Origin of the sequence: Anaerostipes sp. PC18 (assembly GCF_039789045.1) — a bacterium.
In the GTDB taxonomy this organism is placed as follows: domain Bacteria; phylum Bacillota; class Clostridia; order Lachnospirales; family Lachnospiraceae; genus Anaerostipes; species Anaerostipes hominis.
The window spans coordinates 938138-953821 of the sequence record NZ_CP121164.1 but is presented as its reverse complement, the minus strand read 5'-3'; the positions used below and the strand labels follow the sequence as shown (position 1 = coordinate 953821).

Below are 15684 nucleotides of genomic sequence, written 5' to 3'. Positions count from 1 at the left end.
GTTTATCCCCGAACGGGAAATTCGACAGTATAATAATGCGCTATTTCAATACAACTCTTGTTACTGTTTATCTTCCGAAGTTCATCCATCTGGTTTTCCAGAAAAAATTTCAATACAACTCTTGTTACTGTTTATCACCATGGGCGGAGCTGCCGGAATGCAATTACAGTAATTTCAATACAACTCTTGTTACTGTTTATCTTTATCTCATCCTTGTTAGTCTGGATTTCTTTTGTGATTTCAATACAACTCTTGTTACTGTTTATCTGAAAGGGCTTGCAAGATACGATCAGACAAGTTAATTTCAATACAACTCTTGTTACTGTTTATCAGCCATACTTTTCACTATTATTATACTTTAAATCCATTTCAATACAACTCTTGTTACTGTTTATCATAATGATTATCTTATGCCAGTAGCCGCACATAAATTTCAATACAACTCTTGTTACTGTTTATCCAACACTTTTAAGCCATTCTTCTTTTTCATTATAGTCAGTTTCTCTGATAAAATCAACGTTTCTCTATATTTTTCCCAACCACCGTCAATTTTCTCACATTTTTCTCCAATGTGGCCTCAAATGGCTATTTCCCGTGGTTTACTCACACTTATCGATTTTATCGGTTGGGAAATCAGCAAAATATTGTGACAAATTTTCCGGCTTGCTGTTCCAAAGACGTAAGTCTCCTAAATAGCCAACTTGGACATAGTTTCTTCAGATAAGTATCCATCAATCAAGTCAAGCCATTCAACGATAGTATTTTATCACTATTGGAGGAACGCATTTTAAAGCGTGACGGAAATAGTGATAAAATACTTATGCAGAAAATGGAACTGGCAATACTCACAGTTATTTTATCATTTTTTTATTAAACTACACAAACTTAATAAAGTTTATATTTTTCACATTACAATTATAGTATTCTAAATGCCTTACCGTGAGATCACACTCTCCAAAGTATCTTTAATCAAGGTATCCCTTACGGTGTTTTCTTCACAAAAAAATTTATAATCAAAGGAGGCTCTATATGTTATTTCAAACAACCGAAGCTCATGAAGCCCGCGTGCGAAATTCAGGGAATTTGCAGAAACCGAAATAAAACCTCTCACCTTCCTCTTAGACAAAGAAAATTAATTTCCGACAGAAGCCATCGAAAAGTTTGCCAAAACAGGTATGATGGGACTGCAGTATCCAAAAGAATACGGGGCGCAGGATCTGATGTCCTGAGCTATGCCATTGCTGTAGAAGAACTTTCCAGAGTTGATGGCGATCATTACGTGTTAAACGGAGGCAAGATCTTTATCACCAACGCCGACAAAGCGTATGTAGGAATGTCCTGACAGAAATTTAAGGGCAACCTGTACATCGCCTGCGGCATTTCCGGAGCAGGGCGGCATTTAAGAGGAACCAAAGATGCCACAACCATCGTAGCGATCAATACCAATGCGAACGCACCGATCTTTAAAAATGCAGACTACGGCATTGTCGGGGATGTGGAGGAAAATCCGGCGAACGGAGATCCCGAGGGTGATATCGATCCGGGCACTCTGTTTGAAAAACTTCCGGAAGAGTGGATCTGTCCGGACTGTGGTGAATCAAAAGACATGTTTATTGAAGTTTAAGCGTTCCTGCGTTTGGATGACTGATCAAAAGGAGGTATGATCCATACATTGTGTTAGAAAAGTTACCAAAGATTTATATTGGGTTGGAGGTAATGAACACTGCCTGGTATGGATATATAAGCTGACGGTCTCATAGAATCCATCAAACAGTAAAAATGTTCTAACCCAGAAAAACCAGGTCCGCACTTAATATTGGCGGGTCTGGTTTTTCCCTTAAAGAATTCACTGGGTTCCATTGACAGCTATTTTTTAGTCTGGTATATTTTCACTAAAATAAGGAGGGAGAAATACATGCTGATCTCAAGAGAAACCGATTATGCCCTGCGCATTTTAAGGGCTTTAAGTGACGGAAAGAAACGCTCAATAGAAGAAATATGCTCTCTGGAAGCGACACCAAAACAGTTTGCATACCGTATCATAAAAAAACTGGAGACAGCCGGATGGATCATCATTACCAGAGGAGCAGAAGGCGGATGCCGCCTGACAGCAGACCTGCATGACATAAGCCTCTTTCAGCTAATGCATGGCCTCGGCAGCGGCTTCGGCATCAATGCCTGCTTTAAAGAAGGATATGAGTGCACCAGAGCACCTCTGTGCGATGAACCGTGCCATATCAGAGAAGGACTCTTACAACTGGAAAAAAGTATGGAAAAGGAGTTAAAAGGAACAAATCTATATTTTCTCATTTTCGGAATATCTGACTGAGATCAGTTTCCCGTTTTTGCCGGCATCTAAGTTCCGTTTTCCCCTGCGGTTTCATCGGATGCCAGTAAAAAACTCTCCTGCTCCAGGCCTTTTCCCTCTCTGGACAGAAGTTCTCTAAGCTCCGCCAATTCTGGGCTTCCATTCATTTGCATTTTTTTGAGTTTCTTTAAAGTCTCAGGTTCCATTTTTACCGCATACTTCTCATATTTATGATAGATTTCTCCATCCATTTGAAAAGGCATAAGATCTGGAAATATTTTTTGTTTGATATACCGGTAGATCAGGATACCGCCGTAATCCAAATCTCCGGAATGCAAATACTGTGTCTCCGGACAAAGAACATTTCGCAGGCTGATGAGAAATTCCCGTTCTTTTGGGGTGAAGAACCCATGGCTGTAAATGATGACGGCTTCTTCGTCATAGGGCGTCGCCATATAGTTTGCCTTGTTTTCTATTGTCAGGATTCTTTTTATATTTTGACCTGCCAGCGGCTTCGCATGGACCAGCATCTGTGAATTTAAGACCGCGCCGTAGCAAAACTGCCCGAGATTTATTTCCTGTCCGTTCACTGATATCCGCAGAGGCCCCTTTACGGCCAGCTCCTGAGAATATTCTTCGATCAAAAGCTGTGAAAGAATCTGCGTATTGTTCATTCCCTCTTCTATATCCTCATGATATTTTCTGGCTATGGAAAGCACAATGCTCTCCAGACTATTCTCAAACAGCTTGGAATCCCCCAGACAGTATTTGCTGAAGACCCTTTTATACAGCGGCTCTTTCAGCCCGTCGATCACTTTAAGGCACCGGAACAATGCATCCCTTTTTGAAAATTCCTGCGGGATCTTGCCCTGCTCCAACCGTTTCATGCAGCGAATTAAATATTCTTTTATCCACAGTCCTTTGACCGAATGAAGAAGGTTTTCAACAGCCATCATATTTTCTTCAATCCTCTGAAACTTCGGCCGGATACCGGACATTTCATACATGACTGCAAGATCCTTTAGGGAATACCGGATTCTGCGTATATCAACCCCTATGGCTTCCCATTCAATTTTTAACAGTCCCTGACGCTGAAGCTCTTTGGCTCCGTTTATAAACTCCGTTTTTCCTATCTGATCATAAAGTTCCTGGTGGACCAGAAAGGAACGGTTTCCTTCCGCTCCCTTCTTCCAGTCTGATGCAGACTTCTCGGTCCTGTCGATGATCATTTTAAGCAGTTCCTTCTTCATCCTCTGCTTCCTCCATCAGATGATCAAATTCCCGTTTTTCAAATTCCTGTATGGAAATACTTTTTTTATTTGGGTTGGCATAGACAAAGGTCTTGTCAACGTTTTCCAAATAATTCTGTATCTTATCATTGGTGGCACTTATGATAGCCTGGAATCCGAGTCCCCGGATCAATTCGATGCAGCTGGCTACCTTTTCCGCATCCATCTTGGAAAAGGCCTCGTCAAGGACTACCAGCCGGATCGTAGGGCTTCTCCTTAGCTTTGGCGACAGATTGATCCGGTAGGCCTGGGCAAAGCTCGCAAGAAGGGCTACGTAGAGAGGATTCTGCCCTTCCCCTCCGGAATTTTTCTTGATCATCCTGCCGAGACCGATGGTCAGCTTTTCTTCCCCTTCCACGATCTGTTCCATATCAAAAGAAAGATAGGTCCTGTAATCCGCATATTTTTCCATGTTCCTCTTGGCCTCTTCCAGCTCTTCCGGCGATGCGTTCTCCGGCGGTATGAAAATATCGATCAGATCACTCATGACCTCTCCGTATCGGTTTTCATGTTCCATGGAAAACAGATTCATCTGGTGATCCATGGATGCATCCAGGGTGGACGGATCGATCTGAAGCGATTCATCCATAAACATAGGATAGTAAACACCATCAGGGCCTTTGTTTTTCGTGATGCGGAACTGGTACTTATCTTTTCCGAAGTCCAGCCGGCTGATAATCCGGTTCAATTCGTCTCTTCTCTGATATGCCTCCAATATGGCATACCTGATCTTGGAAATAAAATCGTCCTTAAAATGCTCTGCCGCTGACCTCGCCTGTTCTCTGGCCCTCTCCTGATAATCCGCAAGATGGTCACATTCAAGCTTCAGCAGCAGTTCTTCATATGGTTCATTCGCCTCTATGGCCGGCGAGAAGGTCCGGTTCGGATACTCTCTCAAATATTCAGAGCGCAGTTCCACAAGTGACCTGTAAGCTTCTTCCCTGCCGTTCTCCGCCTGTTTGATCATTCTAAATGTCCCGTTTTTAAGGCTTTCAAGACTTGACGACACCCGCCCCTGCATATAGTCATCAAAAACTTTTTCCAATTCTTCGCTGTAACGAAAACTTCTCTCTTGTTCAGTCAGCTCACTGTTTGCGGAAACATAGAGCTTCTGCCAGTCCTCTATCTGTTTTTCCCTGTTCCAGACGGCTCTTGAAACTTCATTTAACAGCTCCTGCTTCTGTGTCTGAAGCCTTTTATTCTCTCTCTGTCTTTCTTCCAGTTCACCGATGGAGTCTTCCTTCATCTTCAGCATTCTATCCTGCAGGTCTTTTTTAAGCGCAGTTTTTTCTTTTATTTTCTTTAAGGCTTCCTGCTGTTCTATATATTCTTCCTCAGAACGCCCCAGGGCTTCCAGTCTCAAAATATCTTCTGCTTTTTCAAGCATCTTGGCAAATGGTTCTTTTTTGGCTGAAAGCTGTTTCAATTCTTCCTTCAGATCCCTGATCCTTTGTTTCACACTACTCTCACCGATATAGGAACGCTTCGTATAATCTGCCGGATTCAGCCGTTTTAACTGAAAATTCTTGTAGAGCAGACAGTCAGGGGTCACTCCGGTCCTCTGATTTCTCAGTTCTTCGATGGTATGACATTTGATCACCCTTCCGAGAAGCAGGTCCATGAAACTTCTGACATACGGCTTCTTGGCAATCAATTCCTCTGCCAGTGCGTGATCCATGACGGATATCTTTTCTTTTAGGAGCTTTTCCGTGTCCAGAATGGATGCCCTGAAAAACTGCTTTTCATCCATTTCCCGGTAGATCTCCATGGCCGCTTTGACATAATCAGGCTCCACCACCAGTGACAGCTTATTCGATCCTAAATACCCTTCCACAGCCTTATGCCATGTCTCTGACTTCATGTCCAGAAGATCTGAGAGAATGTGTACCTTTACTGCCGTTCCGAATTGAGAGCTTAACCGGGTCTGCAGCTCATACCGGGCATTTTCCAGCTCTCTGGGATAAGCCTTGTTCCCTTTTTTCAGTTCTTTCAGCTCCCCATCGATTTCCTTTTCCCTCTTCTTGATCCTTCTCAGTTCTGAGGCCGCGTCCTGCCGATCGTTTTCCACCTCTTCCCGGATCTCCTTTAAGCTGTGCCGGAGCCTGCGCAGCTCCCCGAGACTGATATTTCCCTTGGAAAAGCTTTCAATATCCCATATGGTCTGGTTCGGTGTTACCTCCAGTTCTGCCCATTGGCTCAGGCCTGCGGACGTCTGCTGCCACGCGGCCTTGCTTTTTTGCAGCTGATCCAGAAGTTCATTGACACCCTGCAGTTCTGTTTTTAAATTCTCATAGCCGCTGTTTGCGATCTGCTTTACCAGACGGTCATACTCCTCCGCGAGATCCGCAAGCTGGGCGGACAGTTCCTTTCTGTTCTCCTCCTGGATTTTCTTGTCTTCCCCCGCCTTCTCTATTTTTTCGTGCAAGTCTCTGATCTGTTCTTTCAGCTGGAGCATTACGAGCTTTTCCATCCGGTACTGACAGACCCGAACCTCCTGCTCTGCCTTGGAAAAACGTTCGTAACCGATTCCTATCTGTTTTAAGCTGCCGATCTCCCTCAGTGTATCCTCGATCTTCTTGCGCATCCTGCCGTATTGAAGCACGCTTTCCTGCATATCTTCGATCTGGATATCCTGTTCCATGCAGATGTATTCCCTCACAAAATCTTCCAGCTTAATGTTCATCTTAAACGGGATCGCTCGTTTGAAAAGCCTCGGAAATTTCTCCGCATCCAGTCCTCCCAGGTAGATGTCGTAGAGCTGTCTCCGAAACCGCTCATTGCTGGAACCAAAATAAAATTCTTCTCTTGGAAAATGTTCCTTTATGTAGTCTCTCACCTCTGTTGTAGCCATGGCACGTTCTTCTTTTCGATAGCGGTTTTCAAGGATTCCTCCTTTATGCCAGAAAAACAGCCTGGAAATCTCGTTGGTAGCAGTCTCCACATCAAAGACGACTCCGACGCATTCCTTTGTTCCGGTGACAATCTGTTCGAGTTCCAGAACGATCGTTGAGGAAAAGTTTCCGTTTCTAATATATTTGCCCTCATTATTGTCTCCCACTGAGATCATGCCTCTCAAATATTCGATCAGGCTCCGGTCCGAGTCATCAGCCGCCGCCTTGTTGAAAAATCCCCTTCCGTCCGTGTTGGCGTACAGAACGATCTGAAGGGCGTCGATGACCGTAGATTTTCCGCTGCCGGAATGTCCGGTAAAGAAATTGATCCCCTCACTGAAAGAAAGCACTTTCCGCTCAATATAATGCCAGTTATTCAGACAGATCTTCGATAGTGCTTTGAATGCCTGTTTGTTCTCCGTCTTCTTCTCCACGTTCGTCCTCCTCCGTAAATGTTTCAATCAATTTCTGTACATCCGCCCCGAGAAGAACCGCATTGATGCACGGATACACCACCATACGACTCTCCTCGTTAAGATCTTGGAGCACATCCATCGGCTCAATAATCTGGTATTTTTTTAATAGAGAAATGGTCTTCCTCATCTCTGTCGCGGAGGACAGATTTTTAAGCAAGCCAAAATCCCCGATTTTTTCATTGATTTCTCCCAGGGACGTATACACATAGCTGCTTGCAGACGCAGTTTCCATCTGCTCATCGTAGATCAGCTTTAAAATCAAAAGGTAAATGGTAGCCAGTCTGGGCAGCTTTTCTCCAAGTACAGTCTCTCCCTGGATATAAAATACTCCCATATGACTGTTATCCCGAAGTTCCAGTCCGGCAATCGAAAAATACTCCCTTAAAAATTCCAGGTGCTGGTTTAAGATCCTGTAATCCTTCTGGAAAGCAAATCTTCCGGTCCTTTTTTCGTATTTCCGTTCCAGCACAAAGGTCTGCCGGAACAAAAGCTGAATGACACGCTTTACATCATCTCTCTCCTCATCACTTAGCTGTTCATAGTATTCAATCATGTCTTTCTCCTCACAAACAACAGATCCGGATAACGGTATTTTCCATTTTCCAGCATCTTATATTCCCGATCGATCACCTGATACCGGCTGTTTTTCCTGGTACAGTAGTCATAGGCCAGGATCAGCTTTTCAAAAGCCTCATCGTCGCCGATGTCGACGTCTCTCATTTCCATGGAGCCGTCTTTCATATGGCTTTCCAGAAACTCCTCGATCTCTTTTTTACTATAACGTGTATGAATCTTATTGAGTCTCAATACTTCTTCTCTGGTAAGCTCCTGCACATCTTCGTCAGGTTCTAACCGGCTGATGAAATCTCTCCTTTTCTTTCTTCTGAAAAGAGATTTTTCCGACAGGACTTCCAGACGTAACAGATTCATTTTTTCCGCCACCTGAGAAAGCCGTTCTTCCCTCTTTTCATCGATTTCCAGGTGCTTTAAAAGACTGACCACCATTCCCTTCATATCTGCCTCGCCGCTGAGCATATAATTAAGTCTTGTGACTGTGGCACGCACATATTTGGAATGTTCTTTGTCCATGTTGGCGATTCGGTGCTCGATGTCGTCAAAACCTCTCTCGATGGCGTCCAGAATATCAAGCACATCTTCCTTTTCATCCCTGCCCTCTGCTCTTGCCTTTGCCCGGACTCTCTCGATCCACTCTGCGTCTTCCCGCATTTCCTGAAGACATTTTTTAATATCCATTTTGTAGAGATAAAAGTTATCGTTGGTCTTCAGCATATGGTACTTTTTCTTGACGATTTCTTCCACATATCCCTCCAAATGCTCCGCCAGGACATCGCCGTAAGACTGCTGTTTCAACAGGCGGCCGAAAAACTTGTCCATGTTGTGGAGCAGATCCTGAAGCGCCTTGTTCAATTTCTTCGTATTGATCAGGGCTGTTTTCAGCATCCCAAGATTGATCCGTTTATCATTTTGAAATGAGAACAATGTTGCATAGACATTTTGGATATAAATCTCCGTATCTTTCATCTGCGGATTCACGAGCTGTTCAAAAGTCTCGAGAAAAATTGCAGCGTAATCAGGGATCACAATATTGGACGTAAGTGTTGAAAAGTCATCCAGTTTTTTCAGCCATCCGGTCCTGATCAGCCAGTTTAGTATCCGGTTTGGGGGAGTCTCCAGTACATCCAGTTCAGATTCAAACTCTTCCCTCTGAAGCCAGATGCGCTTGTCCGCATTCCAGTCGCTTAAGACCTGAATGCAGACCTCCCGGCTTAGAAAGTAGTTGTTATATTCATATTCTTCGCTGATTTTCAACAGCGCTTCTATGTAAAGCTCCCGGTTTACAGAACGGAACAGGCTCCAAAAAGAATCCGGGATGTCGTAACCAAATCTCATAGTTCCTCCTTTGTGTTTTGCTCTCTTATCATAACATAAAAAAGGCAGCTTGTGGACTGGTGCAGCTGAACAGACAAAAGGTAAAAAAATAGAAGATAGGAAATCACTCCTGTCTTCTGAGCATATGTTTACTGGCTAAAATGAATGTGTTACAACGATACAACGTTTGTTTTTATTTATCTCGGTATAGTACCTGAAGAAATCAAAGAACACACCTACTTCCAATATAACCCTTGTTGATGTTTATCCTCCCGCTTTTAAGCCATTCCTATTTTTCATTATAGCCAGTTTTTCTGATAAAATCAACGTTCCCTTTGTTTTTTCCCAACCAACTTCATATTTCCTGTTTTTTCTTTCAAATCGCCTGCAAACCACCAATTTCTGAGGTTCTGCGATACTGTTTAAATATTTGTGGTTGGGAAACTTAATATTTATCAACCAGCCTCAATGTAGTGCTGAAACAACTCTCCATTTCTCAACGACTGCAGTGCCCACCGCAATGTTTGCAGTCATTCCCGCACTGGATCGACTTCCCCTGTTTCTTATCCTTTACCATGCTTCTGACTATCAAACTGACAATGCCAAGGACGGCCAAACCTACTGCTATTGTTCCCATATAAACCTCCTTCATAATGCAGGTCTGCACATTGAGTGCAGACCCGCATGTTTCCGGCATTATCTCACACCGGTTACTCCTTTTATATCAACATTTAACGCCTTGCCTTCCCTGTATGGCCTCACCAGCAGATAGATAAATCCAATAACCAGCAGGAAAGCAACGGCTGTACCGATCCCAAAGGTTCCTGTGGTGATCAATGTTCCAATCTGGTAAACACAAAGGGAGACCACATATGCAAGCGCTGTCTGGTATCCAACGGCGAACCAGAACCATTTCTTGTTATTCATCTCTCTTTTAATTGCTCCCATTGCTGCAAAGCATGGTGCACACAGCAGGTTAAATACGAGGAAGGAATATGCTGCCGCCGCAGTCATGCTTCCGGCAAGAGTTCCCCAGATCTCAGCTCCGTCTTCTGCCACTTCTGCGAAACCAAACAGAATCCCAAAGGTACCTACAACATTTTCTTTTGCTACCAATCCGGTGATAGCAGCTACAGCTGATTTCCAGTTGCCCCAGCCAAGCGGAGCAAAGATCCATGCAACGCCGTTTCCGATCGCGGCAAGAATACTGTGATCAAGTTCCATTTTAGTGAGCATTCTGAACTGTCCGTCAACCCATCCAAAGTAAGTAGTAAACCATACGAAAATGGTGGAGAGCAGGATAATGGTTCCGGCTTTCTTAATAAAGGACCATCCGCGCTCCCACATGCTTCTCAGCACATTGGACACTGTCGGCATATGATATGCAGGAAGTTCCATGACAAACGGCGCCGGATCTCCTGCGAACATGTTTGTTTTCTTTAAAATAATTCCAGAGCAGATAATGGCTGCGATACCCACAAAATAAGCACTCGGGGCCACCCACCATGCACCGTGGAACAGTGCCCCGGCGATCAGTGCGATAATCGGCAGCTTTGCGCCGCACGGAATGAATGTGGTTGTCATGATCGTCATTTTACGGTCCCGGTCATTTTCAATAGTACGGGATGCCATGATACCCGGCACTCCGCATCCGCTTCCGATTAACATCGGTATGAAGGATTTTCCGGAAAGTCCAAACTTGCGGAAAATACGGTCCATGATAAACGCTACTCTTGCCATATATCCACAGGACTCCAAAAACGCAAGGAAAATAAACAGCACCAGCATCTGCGGCACGAACCCTAATACCGCACCTACACCGGCAACCATACCGTCAAGGATCAGTCCCTGCAGCCATCCGGCACATCGGGCTGCGTTCAGTCCGGCTTCGATCACGGAAGGAATACCCGGCACACTGAGTCCAAAAAGGCTCCATCCGTCGCCGAACACTCCGTCGTTTACCCAATTTGTCGCCCATGTTCCTATGGTGCTGACGGAAACATAATAGACAACAAACATAACCGCTGCAAAGATCGGAAGTGCAAGAAATCTGTTTGTGACAATACGGTCGATCTTGTCAGACGTCGTCATCGTTTCTTTTCGGTTTCTCGTAAAACACTGTTCAATGATGGAAGAAATATAAGTATAACGTTCATTGGTGATAATGCTTTCTGTATCATCATCCATTACCTCTTCAATCTTCTTGATGTCATCAGAAACATCCGGAACCAGTTTCATCTGTTCCTGAATCTTATCATCTTTCTCCAGCATCTTGATGGCAAAGAAGCGCTTCTGTTCTGCCGGGATCTCACTGCCCAGCTTTGATTCTACGGAATTCAGAACTTCTTCTACCTGAGGATCAAACGTATGTATCGGAGGAGCTGCTTTTCTGTTATTTGCAAGTGCTGCTGCTTTCTCAGCCGCTTTTTTGATTCCTGTCCCTTTCAGTGCAGAAATCTCTACTACTTCACATCCCAGCTTCTCACCCAGCTGCTTGATATGTATCTGGTCTCCGCTCTTCTCCAGGACGTCCATCATGTTGACTGCCATAATGACCGGAATACCAAGCTCCATCAGCTGTGTGGACAAATAAAGGTTCCTCTCGATATTGGTACCGTCTACGATATTCAAGATAGCATCCGGCCGTTCCCCGATCAGAAAGTTTCTGGCAACAACCTCTTCCAATGTATACGGGGAAAGGGAATAGATACCCGGAAGGTCCATAATCGTTACATCTTTGTAGCCTTTTAGCTTCCCTTCCTTCTTTTCCACCGTAACACCGGGCCAGTTGCCCACAAATTGATTGGAACCCGTCAAAGCATTAAACAGCGTCGTTTTACCACTGTTAGGGTTTCCAGCTAAAGCAATTTTAATTGACATTCTGCATTTACCTCTTTTCTTTCCATACACTCTTGTTTGTTCATGCTTATTTATATTAGCTTTAACTAACTCCTATACAAAAAAAGAAAAAGCTATTCCACCAAAATCATTTCCGAATCCGCTTTTCTCACAGACAGTTCATATCCCCGCACCGTGATTTCCACCGGATCGCCCAAAGGGGCTACCTTTCTTACAAAAACATCCACTCCTTTTGTGATTCCCATATCCATAATACGGCGTTTTACAGGGCCTTCTCCATTCAATTTCTTAACTTTTACAGTCTCGCCGCAGGCAACTTCTTTTAATGTCTTCATTTTCTCTCCTTTTTAGTTCACCATAATCTTATTTGCCATATCTTTGCCAATCGCCACTCTGGAATCTTTGACATTCACAATGACATTTCCACCGATGACAGATACGACAGTAACCATCCCGCCAACAGTAAATCCAAGGTTTTCAAGAAATCTTTTCGTTTCTCCCCTGCCGCCGACTTTACAGATGATATTTTCCTTCCCTTCTCTTACCATTGTTAAAGGCATCATGACTCCTTCTTTCTTAATTGGTTTTGATTATCATTTTCTTTCAGTAATTAGTATATTCTAACATATGTTATCAGTCAATATCTCTTGTTGATTCTTTTTATCAATAAGCCAAATATTTGAAGTATATTATGAGATATGATATACTTTGTAATGCTTTACATAAAAATTATATATTATTAGAAATGAGGTAAATTCATGAGTTTAAATGAATCTGCTGAAAATTATTTAGAAACAATCTTAGTCTTGAGCGAGTCCCGCCCTGTTGTCCGGTCTGTGGATGTAGCAACAGAGTTAGGGTTTAAAAAATCCAGTGTCAGCGTAGCCATGAAAAAGCTCCGCCTGAACGGACATATTACCGTTTCGCCGGAAGGATACATTTATCTCACAGACTCCGGAAAAGAGATTGCGGAGATGATTTATGAGCGGCACAAGCTTCTCTCATCCTGGCTTACCGCGCTGGGAGTTAACAAAGATACCGCGGCAGAAGATGCATGCCGGATCGAGCATGTCATCAGCAAAGAGAGCTTTGAAGCCATAAAAAAACACGTAAAATAACAGAGATGCCAATACAACTTGGCATCTCTATTTTTTTGTACATTTTGCCTTCTCTTTGTATTTTCCTTAATTCTCCAGGAATCCAAGGATCTCTTCCACACTTTTCTTTCCGAAATACACATCTTTTTCATTCACGATCATGCACGGCACGCTCATGATCTGATACTTGTCTTTCAAATAAGGGAAATATGCCATGTCATAAATATCTGCCTCGACATTAGGATTTTCCAGTGCAATCCTCTGTACGGCCATTACCAGTTCCGGGCACATCGTACAGGAGAGAGATATGACAGTCTGAATCCTGATCTCTCTGCGGATGTTCCGAATACGGTCCAGCAGTCCCTCATCGATGGCCTGTCCGGGACCGGCGGCATTATAAATCGCTATAATGAAAGAATTGAATTCATGTCCTCCGGGAACTCCGTGGAATGCAGTGCCCAGATACGTTCCGTCGCCACTGCAGATACAGATTGCAGGAAGTTCGATCTTCTCTGCTCCTTCCGGATTCACTTCACATCGGATATGAGGCGACAGGTCTTTCATCTCTCCGGCAAACTCTTCCACTTCCCGTGAAATTGGACTGTCATCCGTGTAAAATTTCAGCACTACGTCTTTCTCAAGCCTCTCAAATACCGGCACCAGCTGCTGTTTCATTTCTTCTGTCAGAAATCCGCCAGTTTCCGCAGATTCCTGCTTCGGCACATCCGTCGGCTTCCTTCTTTCCGGTGTGGATATCTCACGCTCGGGAAGCTGCAGTTTTTCGTACATTCCGGATAAATATTTTTCCAGTGAGGTGGCGGCCACTGCCCCGTCAGAGACGGCAGTCACTACCTGCCTCAAGTTTTTCACACAGATATCCCCGGCGCCATAAATACCGTCTTTGCTTGTTTTCTGGTTCATATCCGTCACCAGATAACCGTCCTCATTCAGTTCCAGAAATTCTTTAAAAAGCCCCGTAGCCGGTGCATATCCGGCAAAGACAAAGATACCAAAACTTTTTCCTGTCGGCGGCTCGTATCTCCATGTTTCCCCGGTCTCATTGTTTCGGAACATGGCATACTGAAGGGTGCTTTCGCCTCCTGCCTCTACGATCTCGGTCTGATAGTGTACTTCGATCCCAGGATGGTTTTTGACCTGTTCTGCTACGGCTGCCGCACAGGTAAAGTCCTCTTCCCTGACGATGACCGTGACTTTTTTTGCGTACTTTGTAAGGAATACAGACTCTTCCGCCGCGGCAAAGCCTCCGCCTAAGACAAACACATCCAGCCCCGTAAAAAATTCTCCGTCGCATGTGGCGCAGTAAGCAACACCCCGTCCCTGGTATTTGATTTCTCCCTCAAACCCGATCTTTCTGGGACTGGCACCGGTGGCCAGCACAATCCCCAGGGTCTCAAAGATCCCCTTGTCTGTGACAACCTTTTTGACGTCTCCATCCGGATTCAGCTCCTTTACATCTGCCATCATAAATTCCGCACCAAAAAACTCGGCCTGCTGTCTCATATTTTCTGTGAGCCTTCTACCGTCAGTTTCAGGAACCCCCGGATAATTGACGACCTCCGACGTGATTGTGATCTGACCGCCCATCTTTTCTTTTTCTATGACCAGCACACGATATTTTGCCCTTGCGAGATAAATGGCGGCGGAAAGCCCTGCCGGGCCTCCGCCTATAATGATGCCGTCATAGAGTTTACTCATATCAATTCCGTTCAAAGTATCACCTTCCATTTACATCTGTGCTTAGATCAAACCTACCAGATCAAGACTCGGTTTTAAAGTTTCTGCTCCCGGCTGCCATTTTGCAGGACAAACCTCATCTCCGTGTTCTGCTACGAACTGGGATGCCTGTACTCTTCTAAAAAGCTCTTCCGCATTCCTTCCGACATTACCGGCAATGACTTCATAAGCCACGATCTTGCCTTCCGGATTCACAATGAAGCTTCCCCTCTCTGCCAGTCCGCTTTCTTCGATCATCACATCAAAATCTCTTGCGAGCACTCCAGTCGGGTCTGCCAGCATCGGATACTGGATCTTCTGAATTGTCTTAGACACATCATGCCATGCCTTGTGCACAAAATGTGTATCACATGACACAGAATAGATCTCACATCCCGCTTTTTTAAAGTCTTCATATTTATTCGCCAAGTCTTCCAATTCAGTTGGGCATACAAATGTAAAATCTGCCGGATAGAAAAAGAACACGGACCATTTTCCAAGGATATCTTCCTTTGATACCTCTTTAAATTCGTTTCCCTGATAAGACTGTACTTTAAAATCTGTTACTTCCTGACCTATTAATGACATTTTATTGTCCTCCTTAATTTTGTTTGCTTTATTCCAGGTTCTGTTCTTACTGCTTAAACTTTCCGAAAAAACAAGGTTTTATGCACAAAAAAGCAGAAAGAAATCACCTTAAAAGACATGTTCTTTCTGCTTTCCATGATACTCTTCATTTAAAATTGCCACCCTTTCACTTCTGCTTGGCGCACCGGTTTTAATCTGTCCGGTATTTAATGCTACGGCAAGGTCAGCTATGGTCGTGTCTTCCGTCTCACCCGAGCGGTGGGATACTACAGCGGTATATCCTGCCTTGTGTGCCACTTTAACAGCCTCCAGCGTCTCGGATATTGTCCCGATCTGGTTTAGCTTAATCAGGATAGAATTTCCGCATTTTTCTTTCGTACCTTTTTTAAGACGCTCCGTATTTGTTACAAACAGATCGTCTCCTGCCAGCTGAATCTTGTCTCCAAGCTCTCTGGTCATATGTTTCCAGCCTTCCCAGTCCTCTTCATCCAGACCGTCCTCAATGGACACGAAAAAAAATTCCTTGAGCGTTTGCTCAAGGAATTTTTATTT

General features: G+C 44.1%; 14 protein-coding genes, 1 pseudogene and 1 CRISPR repeat array (1 of these 16 running past the window's edge). Of the genes and pseudogenes, 4 read left to right on the top strand and 11 right to left on the bottom strand.

All coding sequences use genetic code 11. The features are described from left to right. Window positions 1-460: direct repeats of the CRISPR family, unit length 30 nt; unit sequence ATTTCAATACAACTCTTGTTACTGTTTATC (it extends 218 nt beyond the left edge of the window). A 594-nt stretch (window positions 461-1054) separates the two neighbouring features. The 3 genes from P8F77_RS05240 to P8F77_RS05230 all read left to right on the top strand — a co-directional run bounded on the left by P8F77_RS05240 (window position 1055) and on the right by P8F77_RS05230 (window position 2329). Further along, a complete protein-coding gene (locus tag P8F77_RS05240; protein ID WP_347256402.1) occupies window positions 1055-1342 on the top strand; it encodes a hypothetical protein in 288 nt (95 codons plus the stop codon). A gap of 153 nt (window positions 1343-1495) precedes the next feature. After that, the gene (locus P8F77_RS05235) at window positions 1496-1624 is read left to right on the top strand and encodes a rubredoxin (protein ID WP_235824531.1); all 129 of its coding nucleotides are present in this window, start codon (window positions 1496-1498) and stop codon (window positions 1622-1624) included. A 291-nt stretch (window positions 1625-1915) separates the two neighbouring features. Then, a complete protein-coding gene (locus P8F77_RS05230) occupies window positions 1916-2329 on the top strand; it encodes an Rrf2 family transcriptional regulator (RefSeq protein ID WP_024728256.1) in 414 nt (137 codons plus the stop codon). A 26-nt stretch (window positions 2330-2355) separates the two neighbouring features. Here P8F77_RS05230 and P8F77_RS05225 read toward each other — a convergent pair whose 3' ends face one another. The 8 genes from P8F77_RS05225 to P8F77_RS05190 form a co-directional block, all read right to left on the bottom strand. Beyond that, entirely contained in the window at window positions 2356-3558 is a 1203-nt protein-coding gene (locus P8F77_RS05225) for a Wadjet anti-phage system protein JetD domain-containing protein (RefSeq protein ID WP_235824530.1), read from the bottom strand. Next, entirely contained in the window at window positions 3539-6922 is a 3384-nt protein-coding gene (locus P8F77_RS05220) for an SbcC/MukB-like Walker B domain-containing protein (protein WP_024728268.1), read from the bottom strand. The genes P8F77_RS05225 and P8F77_RS05220 overlap by 20 nt, the downstream gene beginning before the upstream one ends. Continuing rightward, complete coding sequence (locus P8F77_RS05215; RefSeq protein WP_024728269.1) at window positions 6861-7517, bottom strand: DUF4194 domain-containing protein; 657 nt, start codon at window positions 7515-7517, stop codon at window positions 6861-6863. The genes P8F77_RS05220 and P8F77_RS05215 overlap by 62 nt, the downstream gene beginning before the upstream one ends. After that, window positions 7514-8875 (bottom strand): Wadjet anti-phage system protein JetA family protein, encoded by a 1362-nt coding sequence (locus P8F77_RS05210; RefSeq protein WP_024728270.1) that lies wholly within the window; start codon window positions 8873-8875, stop codon window positions 7514-7516. The genes P8F77_RS05215 and P8F77_RS05210 overlap by 4 nt, the downstream gene beginning before the upstream one ends. Window positions 8876-9350: 475 nt before the next feature. After that, the gene (locus P8F77_RS05205; protein ID WP_034549895.1) at window positions 9351-9491 is read right to left on the bottom strand and encodes a FeoB-associated Cys-rich membrane protein; all 141 of its coding nucleotides are present in this window, start codon (window positions 9489-9491) and stop codon (window positions 9351-9353) included. Between the two features lie 59 nt (window positions 9492-9550). Next, window positions 9551-11734, bottom strand: a complete 2184-nt coding sequence (feoB, locus tag P8F77_RS05200; RefSeq protein WP_347256401.1) for a ferrous iron transport protein B — start codon at window positions 11732-11734, stop codon at window positions 9551-9553. 92 nt (window positions 11735-11826) lie between these two features. After that, window positions 11827-12048 carry a FeoA domain-containing protein gene (locus tag P8F77_RS05195; RefSeq protein WP_024728273.1) on the bottom strand — a complete coding sequence of 74 codons (222 nt, stop codon included), beginning with the start codon at window positions 12046-12048 and terminating at the stop codon, window positions 11827-11829. Between the two features lie 12 nt (window positions 12049-12060). Next, the gene (locus P8F77_RS05190; protein WP_024728274.1) at window positions 12061-12276 is read right to left on the bottom strand and encodes a FeoA family protein; all 216 of its coding nucleotides are present in this window, start codon (window positions 12274-12276) and stop codon (window positions 12061-12063) included. Between the two features lie 195 nt (window positions 12277-12471). Here P8F77_RS05190 and P8F77_RS05185 point away from each other — a divergent pair, with 195 nt between their 5' ends. Beyond that, window positions 12472-12831, top strand: coding sequence for a metal-dependent transcriptional regulator (locus P8F77_RS05185; RefSeq protein ID WP_024728275.1), 360 nt, complete (start codon window positions 12472-12474; stop codon window positions 12829-12831). A 66-nt stretch (window positions 12832-12897) separates the two neighbouring features. Here P8F77_RS05185 and P8F77_RS05180 read toward each other — a convergent pair whose 3' ends face one another. The 3 genes and pseudogenes from P8F77_RS05180 to eno all read right to left on the bottom strand — a co-directional run. Next, the gene (locus tag P8F77_RS05180) at window positions 12898-14526 is read right to left on the bottom strand and encodes an FAD-dependent oxidoreductase (RefSeq protein WP_347256400.1); all 1629 of its coding nucleotides are present in this window, start codon (window positions 14524-14526) and stop codon (window positions 12898-12900) included. 42 nt (window positions 14527-14568) lie between these two features. Further along, window positions 14569-15132 (bottom strand): alkyl hydroperoxide reductase subunit C, encoded by a 564-nt coding sequence (ahpC, locus tag P8F77_RS05175; protein WP_024728277.1) that lies wholly within the window; start codon window positions 15130-15132, stop codon window positions 14569-14571. A gap of 156 nt (window positions 15133-15288) precedes the next feature. Then, window positions 15289-15660 (bottom strand): annotated as a pseudogene (gene eno / locus P8F77_RS05170) (phosphopyruvate hydratase); the annotation flags it as partial. Window positions 15661-15684: the final 24 nt, after the last annotated feature.